This window comes from Arthrobacter sp. TmT3-37, assembly GCF_054510835.1.
The window spans coordinates 21682-31110 of record NZ_JBTNDU010000025.1 but is presented as its reverse complement, the minus strand read 5'-3'; the positions used below and the strand labels follow the sequence as shown (position 1 = coordinate 31110).

General features: G+C 64.5%; 12 protein-coding genes. 10 read left to right on the top strand and 2 right to left on the bottom strand.

What is annotated here, in order from left to right; genetic code table 11:
* The coding region (locus ACX80U_RS18800) for a hypothetical protein (protein WP_459269509.1) at window positions 1-288 on the bottom strand (288 nt) is incomplete at its 3' end.
* Between the two features lie 571 nt (window positions 289-859).
* On the opposite strand from ACX80U_RS18800, the gene ACX80U_RS18795 reads away from it, so the two are divergent.
* From ACX80U_RS18795 to ACX80U_RS18750, 10 genes are all read left to right on the top strand, one after another.
* Window positions 860-1306, top strand: coding sequence for a hypothetical protein (locus tag ACX80U_RS18795; protein WP_459269508.1), 447 nt, complete (start codon window positions 860-862; stop codon window positions 1304-1306).
* A 101-nt stretch (window positions 1307-1407) separates the two neighbouring features.
* Window positions 1408-1704, top strand: a complete 297-nt coding sequence (locus tag ACX80U_RS18790; RefSeq protein ID WP_459269507.1) for a hypothetical protein — start codon at window positions 1408-1410, stop codon at window positions 1702-1704.
* 115 nt (window positions 1705-1819) lie between these two features.
* On the top strand, window positions 1820-2074 hold the full coding sequence (locus tag ACX80U_RS18785; protein ID WP_459269506.1) for a glutaredoxin family protein: 255 nt from the start codon (window positions 1820-1822) through the stop codon (window positions 2072-2074).
* 137 nt (window positions 2075-2211) lie between these two features.
* Window positions 2212-2766: a single-stranded DNA-binding protein gene (locus ACX80U_RS18780; protein ID WP_459269505.1), complete on the top strand. Its 555-nt coding sequence runs from the start codon at window positions 2212-2214 to the stop codon at window positions 2764-2766.
* A 121-nt stretch (window positions 2767-2887) separates the two neighbouring features.
* Window positions 2888-3346 (top strand): hypothetical protein, encoded by a 459-nt coding sequence (locus tag ACX80U_RS18775; protein WP_459269504.1) that lies wholly within the window; start codon window positions 2888-2890, stop codon window positions 3344-3346.
* A gap of 78 nt (window positions 3347-3424) precedes the next feature.
* Entirely contained in the window at window positions 3425-3691 is a 267-nt protein-coding gene (locus tag ACX80U_RS18770; protein ID WP_459269503.1) for a hypothetical protein, read from the top strand.
* A gap of 3 nt (window positions 3692-3694) precedes the next feature.
* Complete coding sequence (locus ACX80U_RS18765) at window positions 3695-3952, top strand: ParB family protein (protein WP_459269502.1); 258 nt, start codon at window positions 3695-3697, stop codon at window positions 3950-3952.
* Between the two features lie 576 nt (window positions 3953-4528).
* Window positions 4529-5617: a DUF4192 domain-containing protein gene (locus ACX80U_RS18760; protein WP_459269501.1), complete on the top strand. Its 1089-nt coding sequence runs from the start codon at window positions 4529-4531 to the stop codon at window positions 5615-5617.
* Window positions 5618-5918: 301 nt separating this feature from the next.
* Window positions 5919-6134, top strand: a complete 216-nt coding sequence (locus ACX80U_RS18755) for a hypothetical protein (protein WP_459269500.1) — start codon at window positions 5919-5921, stop codon at window positions 6132-6134.
* A 490-nt stretch (window positions 6135-6624) separates the two neighbouring features.
* Entirely contained in the window at window positions 6625-8118 is a 1494-nt protein-coding gene (locus ACX80U_RS18750; RefSeq protein WP_459269499.1) for a ParB/RepB/Spo0J family partition protein, read from the top strand.
* Window positions 8119-8729: 611 nt separating this feature from the next.
* Here ACX80U_RS18750 and ACX80U_RS18745 read toward each other — a convergent pair.
* Window positions 8730-9167 (bottom strand): hypothetical protein, encoded by a 438-nt coding sequence (locus ACX80U_RS18745; protein ID WP_459269498.1) that lies wholly within the window; start codon window positions 9165-9167, stop codon window positions 8730-8732.
* Between the last annotated feature and the right edge of the window lie 262 nt (window positions 9168-9429).

The following is a 9429-nucleotide window of genomic DNA, read 5'->3' as shown; positions in this document are numbered from 1 at the left end:
CAGGCCGAGGGCCTTGGAGAAGTCCGTCTTGCCTAGCATCCCGGTAGCCATCTCGGCGATTGCTGATGAGGTGTTCAGGCCGAGGGCCTTGGAGAAGTCCGTCTTGTCGTGAAGGCTGTCGACCAGGTCGATGATCGCGGATGAGGTGTTCAGGCCGAGGGCCTTGGAGAAGTCCGTCTTGCCTAGCATCCCGGAAGCCATCTCGGCGATTGCTGATGAGGTGTTCATGCCCGCGGTTGAACCGACCTTTCGGGTAGGAACTGATTTGTCACCGGTGTTGTGGCTCATCCGAACCATTATTCCTTATTGCAATGACAAAAGTTGCAGTTCAGGCGCGAGGTATTTGCAAGCCTAGAATCTGACAGCTTCTCCTAGAACCGCGTGATTCTGAGCTTTCGATGACATATCGTCACCTTCAAGTGAAACGAGGATTACCCACTCCCCGGGGAGCGGGTGGCCAACAAAGAAAGTTTTCCGGCTCTAGTGCTTCCTTGGTCTCCGCTAGGGCTCCGACCAGAGTAATGGTCCTGCGCTTCGCTTCGGCCCGTTCTGGCCAGGCCGCTCCTTCGTCGCATCCAACCCTGACGTTTTTGCTGCTGTCCTACGGATTATGCGCCCCCGCTCCACAGCGTCAACCGGCTCCGCCGGCATCGGGCACACCCATCCTGTCCGGCGCTCCTGCGTCGCTTATTTCCTCCCAGGATTGGGTGCACCCTCGCACCTACGGCGTTGAGCACTGCTCCGTCGGGGACGAGCGAGCGAGCTCGCCAGCAGGCAAAAAACAACGGGGGAGAGAGGCCACTGCTGGTCACCAAGGCCTCCCGACCTCACCACCTGCATCGATAAGGAGCAACACCCCATGAACCCTCTGAATACTGATACCGCAGTTCTGGTCAGCACCACCACGAAGGACACCGAGGAAACCATCACCGCCCCGGTCCTGCCTGTGGATGACCGCACCGGCGACGGGTACGACTGGCTCGACACCCTCACCGGCAGCCCATGGAAGGTCATGGGCGCGTGGGGCACCGATGGATGGGACGCCGGGTCCTGGCCCTACGTCTTCTTCGCCACCGCCACCCACCGAGACGAGGTCGGCACCCTGTACGGGTACGGGACCTACATTGAGGGCGACACCTACACGCACTGGTACCGCGCCGAGGACGCGTGCCACAAGGCGATCACCGCAGAGGTCTTCTGGTACTGGAAGCACGGACAAGCAGACGGGCCGGCCCACCTGCCCGCCACGGCCGAGGAGCTGGACGACGAGTTCACCAAGCCCTACGGATGCATCCACCGCTGCTAGGACTCGCTGACGAAGGCCGCACCCCGCCCCATCGGGCGGGGTGCGGCCCGGCCCTCGACCTCACCAGCCTCATCCACTAGCCCGAAAGCAGGCAAGCACTGATGCCCGAAATGCTGTTCTCCATGAACCGGACTGTTACCCAGGCCGACTACGTCCGAATTGCCGTCGACGAAGATGCAATGTTCGCCTGGCTGCAGAAGAATCCCAAAGACAATGACTGGATCCAGCCCGTCTACGACAAGGCCGACATATGCGCTGAAGACGTCCGCCGCTACATCGAAGCCCACCCCGAGCTGCGCAACCACCAGCACTTCCACGAAGCCGCCGGAGAACCGCGCGAGAACTGGTCCCAGCTGGAAATCGTTGGCCCAGTGGACGAAAACAAGAGTCGAAAATAATCGTATCCGTGCAGGATAAGTGCTGTTTATTCAGATGGATAAACGGTAGAATTAGTACCAGCAGCACAGCAGTCGACTCTCACTAAAACCGATACGTAACCAAGGACTGAGCGCCATGACCATCACCATCTTCGAGAAGCCCACCGGGTGCTTCGGATGCAAGAAGACGAAGGAACTGTTCGACGCCGCCGGCGTCCAGTTCGTCACCGTGGACATCACCACCAACGACCAGGCGCTGGCCTACGTCACCGACGAGCTCGGCTACAGCCAGGCACCCGTCGTGGTCTACGAAAAGGACGGCAGCGAGGACCACTGGTCCGGCCTGAACCCCACCAAGATAAGCCAGGTCATCGCCCTCGATGGCAAGTAGGCAGCCGCGGACAAGGCTTGTAAAACAAGCCTTGCATTACAAGCCTTGTCCGGCAGCACAGGAACAACCCGGTAGCTACCAGCAGCGCCGACATTCAACGACAACACCAGCACCCATACGAAAGGTAGTTGAGCATCATGGCCGGAGAAACCGTCATCACCGTCATCGGGAACCTCACCGCGGATCCCGAACTCCGCTTCACCCCCAGTGGATCAGCGGTCGCGAACTTCACCATCGCGAGCACCCCGCGCACGTTCGACCGGCAGAGTAATGACTGGAAGGACGGGGAAACCTTGTTCCTGCGCTGCAATGTCTGGCGCGAGTCGGCCGAGAATGTCGCTGAGACCCTGACCAAGGGAACCCGGGTCATCGCCCAGGGCCGGTTGAAGTCCCGCAGCTATGACACCAAGGAAGGCGAGAAGCGCACCGTCATGGAACTCGAGGTCGACGAGGTCGGACCGAGCCTGCGTTACGCCTCGGCGAAAGTCACCCGCATCCAGCGCAGCGGATCCGGTAACAACGGTGCCGGTGGAGGCAACGCCCAGAGCGGGGGAGGGCTCCAGGGAGGAGCGCAGCCGGGCAACTCGTGGCAGCAGCAGCCCGCCGATGATCCGTGGGGAGCCCCTGCAGGAGCTGGTTCTAGTAGTGCCGGTGGATGGGGCAACGGGCCGGAGAGCGAGCCGCCGTTCTAGCCCGCAGCTTGCACAGCATCGCGGGACAACCGTTGGTGGCCGGCCCTACGCTGGCCACCAACGCACCATGCTAATCACAGCGACCTGCCCTGTAGGGCGCCTAGTAGGAGAGAGATAGCCCATGACCAGCACTCCCGAGGTGCAAGCGCTCACGAACGAGCATCACTGCGGGCTGAGGTCCTGGGCGAAAGGCACCTACACGATCGAGGCAGCAACGGAGTTGCTGATCCGGGCTCATGAGGGCCGATTCGCCAGGCCGGGGCAGCCCTGGATCGGGATGGGCAGCCGCTGGCCCTATGTCGACTTTGAGGCGATCGAGGAGAACCTTGGAGGGCTTTCCGGTGGCGAACGCCGGTTCCTGCTGCTGGTCGCGTCCCTTGGGGACGGGGGAGCGCTGGTCGACCTCGGCGACGTCATCCCGGGCCTGGACCGTGACGTGCTGGCCCTCGTCCTCGCAGCGATCGCCCATGCCGGCGGAAGCCATGAACACTCAGGGTTCGAGTTCACCGAGGACGGCACACCGACGTCCATCGTCCGCCTCGCCCGGCTCTATGACTGGCCTAACGGCAACATCATCTAAAGCCGCTGCGCGGCATTCCAGCACGCCGGCGGACAGCACGAAACCTAGGCGGTGCGCTGACACACTGGAAGGATGCCCATGAACTCGCGAACGAGCGAACGCGTCGCGGAATGCGCCGAGTGCGGTCGGACATCCCCACTGACCACTACCGGGAACGGAACACCTAAGCTCTGGGCCTATGTCGCGGATGAGCAGATCACCCTTTGCCCGCTGCATAAGTTCCAGCTGCCAGCAGAGTGGAAGGACCTGATTCAGACCTACAGCAGGGCTGACCTCGAACAGCTGCGCGGTGACACCAAGCCACCGCCGCCGCCGCCGCCGGGAGCCTTCGATGACGAGGATTAGTAGGTGAGCAAGAGCAAGCCGGCGTCTTTCACCCCGTACTTCACACAAGACGACGCTGACCAGGTGCGGGCTGCGTTCCTTGCCGCAGGCAATGCTGAGGGGTACCGGTCTGTGACAGACTTGATCGAGGCAGCTGTGATGCGTGAAGTGAAACGCCTGCAGCGCAAGCACAACAATGGCAGGAAGTGGGAACCGGTAGCACCGGGAGCCCTCCGGCCAGGCCGACGGACTCTCGAGGAAGAGAAGAACCGGGCCCCATAGATTTCCTCGATGCAGGGGAATGCAAGAAAAGCAGTACGGAAGCGGGAGCTGGTGGTGCAGCCTCCCGCTTCCACCTTTTAACCCTCCGGTAGCCGGCGGCCGCCACCGTGAACGGTTACCCGCTTAGCCTTCCGGGCTTTCACCTACTGCTGCTGCTGCGGCCCAGGGACAAACGATGCGGGGCCGGCGGCCGCGGGTGTGTCACCTGTAGTGCTTCCCTGGTTTCCGCTGGCGCTCCAACCAGGGCAACGGTCCTCTCGCTTCGCTCCGGCCTGACAAGGCCCGGGCGCTCCTTCGTCGCACCCGACCCTGATGTTTTTTGCTGCTGTCCTTCGGATTATGCGCCCCCGCTCCACACCGTCAATCGCTGCGCGACGGGGCCGGCCATAAACCTCTACGGCGCTCCTGCGTCGCTTATTTCCTTCGAGGTATCCGGCAGGCCCTGCCCTTCGGGTTGACAGTGCTCCGTCGGGGACGAGCGAGCGAGCTCGCCAGCAGGCAAAAAACAACGGGGGAAGGACCCACTGCTGGTCACCAAGGGTCCCGACGCCACCACTGCATCGAAGGAGCAACACCGTGAACGAGAACACCCCGAAGGGCCACCAGCTGACCGCGACGACGGCCGCTGACATGCTCGCCTACATCCCGAACGCGCTCGGCTTCCAGCCGCGCGAGTCCTTCGCGTTCGTCACCCTGCGCGGCAATTCCACCGGAGCAACCCTGCGCATCGGTATCCCCGCCGACACCACGCCCGCCGCCGACTTCGCCAAGGTAGCCCTGCACTACCTGCTCGCGGACACCGCCGCCGACGGCGTCCTGATGTTCGTCTACACCAACGAGGTAGCCGACGCCGCCCGCACCGGCGAGAACCCCGACGCCAAGCCCTACATGACCTACGCACGCGCGATCGAGGCCGAGCTGGAGAACGTCGGGATCAGCCTGCGCAACGGCTGGCTGATCACCGACAGGGGTTGGATGCCCTACTTCTGCGAGGACAACGGATGCTGCGACCTCAACCCCTCGGACGAGATCCGCGACAGCGCGATCAACGCCGAGCTGATCTACCGGGGCTACAGCACGCAGGAGGAACCGGCGAAGCTGACCGCCGATCCCGCGTTCATCGGCTCGGACGAAGCGCACACCACGATCACCGAGTTCACCTACCTCGTGCACCTCGGCGGGGTGCCGGACGAGCTGGACTTCGACCACGCGAGCATGCGCATCGCCCGCGCCCAGTGGAACGAAGCACTGGGGGAGAACGTCGAGGAGAACGAGGCATGCGACCTCGCCGGATGGCTGTTCATCAAGCCGGTACGGGACCGGATCATGGCCGACGCGATCAGCGCCGCCGACGACGAGGCCACCTACCAGCAGGTCCTTACCGGCCGGTACGAGGGACAGCCCGACTGGTCCCGCGTGGAAGCCACCGAGGACCTGCTGGTCAATATCCTCGCGTACACCCCGACCGAGGACCGCGCCCCGCTGTTCTGCTTCCTCGGCTGGCTCCGCTGGTACCGCGGATCGTCCTCCGTCGCCGCAGCCTACTTCGACAAGGCCATCGAGGTCGACCACCGGCATCGCCTCGCACGGCTGATGCGCGAAATGGTCGGGCACGGACTGCTCCCGCTGGCCGCGCAGAACGAGCGCACCGCCTACCCCCATTAGCAGGCACACCCGGTAACGGGACCAGCTAAATCCCAGGCCGAGGGCCGGACACCCACCCCCACGGGAGTCCGGCCCTCTTCCCGTCCCCAGCCGCAGGACTCAGGTGCCCGGGCGTTCCATGGGTGCGCGGGCGGCGGCCTCCGCCGCACGCTCCCCCGGCCGCCGCCATACACGCTGACGCGTCCACCGGCCCCAGCCACGAGCTCCACCTACCGCGCAGCACCAGCCGGGCACCACACCCAGCACTGACAGGGCCGACACGTACAGTGAAACCCAAGCCACCGACCAGGAAGGAACGACCATGGGAACCACGGACTACATCGCGCAACCCGCCTCGAGCATCACCCTGGCAAAGCCATTCAGCGAGAGCCTGACCGTCCACGTGCCTCAGCTCGCGGCACCCAGCTTCGAGGACATGCTCGAGGACCGTATCCAGGCCGCGCCCGTCACGTTCTCTCACCCCGAGCGCGTCGACTTCACCTGGACGTCGGCCGCGGACAAGGATCTCTTCGAGTAGGCGCCCGGCCAGTCAGCAAAACAGCTCGATTCAGGGCGGTACGGCCACCAGCCATGCCGCCCTTTTTCGTGCCCACCGGAAGGTGGCCGGCGCCTGCGGATGGCCGGCAGTTCTCATGCTCCCCTGGCTTCCGCTGGCGCTCCACCCAGGGCAATGGTCCTCTCGCTTCGCTCCGGCCTGTTCCGGCCAGGCTGCTCCTTCGTCGCATCCAATCCGGGTGTTTTTGCTGCTGTCCTTCGGATTATCCGTCCCCGCTCCACAGCGTCAATCGGCTGCGCCGACGGTGCCGGCGACAAACCTCTACGGCGCTCCTTCGTCGCTTATTTCCTTCGAGGTTTCCCACCACCACCGCCCTCCGGGTTGCACACTGCTCCGTCGGGAACGAGCGAGCGAGCTCGCCAGCAGGCAAAAAACAACGGGGAAAGGATCCACTGCTGGTCACCAAGGGTCCCGACACCACTCACCTGCATCGCTAAGGAGCACAACCGCTATGTCTGTTCTGGAACAGATCAACCCCGCCCAGCTGACCATCGACACGAACGTGCGCGCCGATGCCCAGCTGGACAAGGCTTTCCTGTCCTCCATCAAGGAGCACGGAGTCATTCAGCCCGTCGTCGCCCACCGCACCGAGGACGGCACCCTGCACGTCCTGTACGGCCAGCGCCGCACCCTCGCCGCCGTCGAGAACAACCTCGACACCATCCCCGTGTACGTCGTCGATTCCCTCACCGAAGCCGACCGGCTCGCGAAGCAGATCGTGGAGAACGACCAGCGGCGCGAACTGACCGACCACGACCGCGCCGAAGCATTCCACCAGCTGTCCCTGCTCGGTGTGTCGGCAACGCAGATCGCCCGCAAGACCGGGGCGAAGAAAACCACCGTTGACGCGGCCCTGAAAGTCCGCGCCGACGACACCGCGACCGCGTTCCTCGCCGCTGGCATGACGCTGGACATGGCCGCAGTGATCGAGGAATTCGCCGGAGACACCGAAGCGATCGTGAAGCTCGAAACCACGGCCAAGGAGAACCCGCAGAGCTTCGACCACACCGCCCAGCGCATCCGCGACGACCGCGCCCGAGAGGCCGCTGTCGCGGCCGCGAAGGCCGAAGCCGAAGCCGCAGGACTGACCCTCATCGAGGACGACTCAATCGCCTACTACGACTGCAAGGGACCCATGGCCAAGATCGGCGACCTGCGCACCGCCGACGGCGGTGCACTCACAGTCAAGGACGCAGACGCCGCCTACGTCCGGTGGACCTACTCGGGAGTCAGCACGACCTACATCAACACCGACTGGAAGGCCGCAGGCTTCACCAAGCCCGGAGCGCCCCGCGCCGGGAAGATGAGCGAGGAGGACAAAGCCGAACGCCGGACCGTGATCGAGAACAACAAGGCATGGGACGCCGCTGAGGTGGTCCGCATCAACTTCGTGAAAGGACTGCTCAAAGGCAAGACCGCCCCGAAGAACGCCCTCCGCTTCGTCGCCCACGCGATGGGAGTCCACGCGTACACCGTCGCCGAAGGACTCTCCAAGCACAGCGACTTCGCCGCCGAACTGCTCACCGGCAAGGAGCCAAAGGCCACCGGGTACGGCACCAGCTCGGAGCTGGCGAAAATCACCAGCCGCCCCAACGCCCGCCACGAAACCAACGCCCTCGCCATGGTCCTCGCAGGATACGAGAAGCGTATGAACCGCCAGTCATGGCGCGGGTCCGATCCCACCGCCAAGCACTACCTGACGCAACTGGCCATATGGGGCTACGAACTCAGCGACGTGGAACGACTCATCACCCACCCCGCACCCGCACCAACCCCGAAGCCAGCACCGGCACCCGCGCCAGAGACGCAGGACACCGAACCGGTCGAGACGCAGGACGAAACTCAGGACGACGAGCCGGAAGCGCAGGCAGAGCCGGGCGAGACGTTCGAGGAAGTCCACGCCGACGAGGAGGAGATGATCGCGGAAGAGTACGCGGCCGAGTAGCACCGGGCACCGGTGGTGCAGGGAGCAACAACCCTGCACCACCAGCCCCGGCCCGGGCAGTCAGGGCAGGGAAGCGTAAACCGGTCAACTCGCCGCTGGTGGGCGGGGCGGTTCGCCGCCGCTACGGGAACCTCGAGCTGTGGTCGCCGGCGACGAACCGCCGTCCTCGCACTCAACCTCGACCCGGCTCCGGTGCCGCGCACCAGGTACGCGCGCCACGGCCGCGCCACACACCGACACGATCCGACTTACCTCGCGGCCGACAACGCCGCCGGTTTGCGAGCCGTCATCCTCCACGCCACACCGAAGTTTGATCCGGCTGCGAAACCGAATATCCACGTGACCGGCACCGACCGGATGACCTCGGAGTTGCCCGCGAGTAAGAACAACACGGCCAGTGTTCCGGCCAGAACCAGTAGTGCTACCCACGCATGACGCGAGCCGAAGCGGAAAAGCCAGATCCCCAAACCAGCAGCAGCAACGAGAGCTACGAAAGGCTGCCACGTCACAGCGGCTGCACCGAAGACGATGAGGGCAAGAGTCACGCAAGCGATGGCACTACCAAGGACCAGAAATCCCAGCCCGGATTCATGCCGTCGGAGCCTCACCCGCTACGCGGCCTTCGTCTCTGCGGCGACCTGCTCTGCGACGTCGTCCGCTGTCGCCGCCAGCGCAGGCTCGGTCTCCGCGTCTCCTGCGTCCCTAGTTGAAGAGCTGGTGCCGGCCCCGTCCAGGGCCCGCTTCATCTCGGCGGCACTGAGCCCAAGCCGGGCCGCGACCGCGGCCCGGCTCTCGCCGGTGTCGAGCATCTGCTGCACCTTCGCGCCGGCTTCCTTCGCGGCCGCCTCGGCGTCCTGCTCGGCTTTCGCCAGGATCGCATCGGCCCGCTCCCGCGCCTCGGCGCGGATCTGCTCGGCCTGCTGCTCCTGCTCGAAGAACTGCGCCGCCAGGTCAATCAACCGCTCGTGCCGCTCGGTCAGTTCCTGGGCTTTCGCCCTCGCCTTCTCCCGTGCCGCGACCTGCTGCGCTGACTTCCTCGGTGCTGCCATGATGACTCGTCCCCTTCACTCATCCTGCGTTCAAGACCTGTAGCTGATCCTGCTCCGGCCGCGACTTGCGAACCGGCGCATCTTTCCCACCAAACCTAACGGTTAGCGACTGTCCACCACGGGCGGACCCCCAACCGATCACCGACCATGCCCGATGCCACCGCCGGCACCCATGAGATACCCATGCGGACCTCGCTGACGCTCGGGCTGGATCGAACGGACGTTGACCACACGTGGACAGCTCCGAGATACCCCAACGTCT

Excerpts from the sequence above, each read along its gene's own strand:
- ACX80U_RS18795 (WP_459269508.1), top strand. The coding sequence starts at position 860 with ATGAACCCTCTGAATACTGATACCGCAGTTCTGGTCAGCACCACCACG.
- ACX80U_RS18790 (WP_459269507.1), top strand. The coding sequence starts at position 1,408 with ATGCCCGAAATGCTGTTCTCCATGAACCGGACTGTTACCCAGGCCGAC.
- ACX80U_RS18785 (WP_459269506.1), top strand. The coding sequence starts at position 1,820 with ATGACCATCACCATCTTCGAGAAGCCCACCGGGTGCTTCGGATGCAAG.
- ACX80U_RS18780 (WP_459269505.1), top strand. The coding sequence starts at position 2,212 with ATGGCCGGAGAAACCGTCATCACCGTCATCGGGAACCTCACCGCGGAT.
- ACX80U_RS18775 (WP_459269504.1), top strand. The coding sequence starts at position 2,888 with ATGACCAGCACTCCCGAGGTGCAAGCGCTCACGAACGAGCATCACTGC.
- ACX80U_RS18770 (WP_459269503.1), top strand. The coding sequence starts at position 3,425 with ATGAACTCGCGAACGAGCGAACGCGTCGCGGAATGCGCCGAGTGCGGT.
- ACX80U_RS18755 (WP_459269500.1), top strand. The coding sequence starts at position 5,919 with ATGGGAACCACGGACTACATCGCGCAACCCGCCTCGAGCATCACCCTG.
- ACX80U_RS18750 (WP_459269499.1), top strand. The coding sequence starts at position 6,625 with ATGTCTGTTCTGGAACAGATCAACCCCGCCCAGCTGACCATCGACACG.
- ACX80U_RS18745 (WP_459269498.1), bottom strand. The coding sequence starts at position 9,167 with ATGGCAGCACCGAGGAAGTCAGCGCAGCAGGTCGCGGCACGGGAGAAG.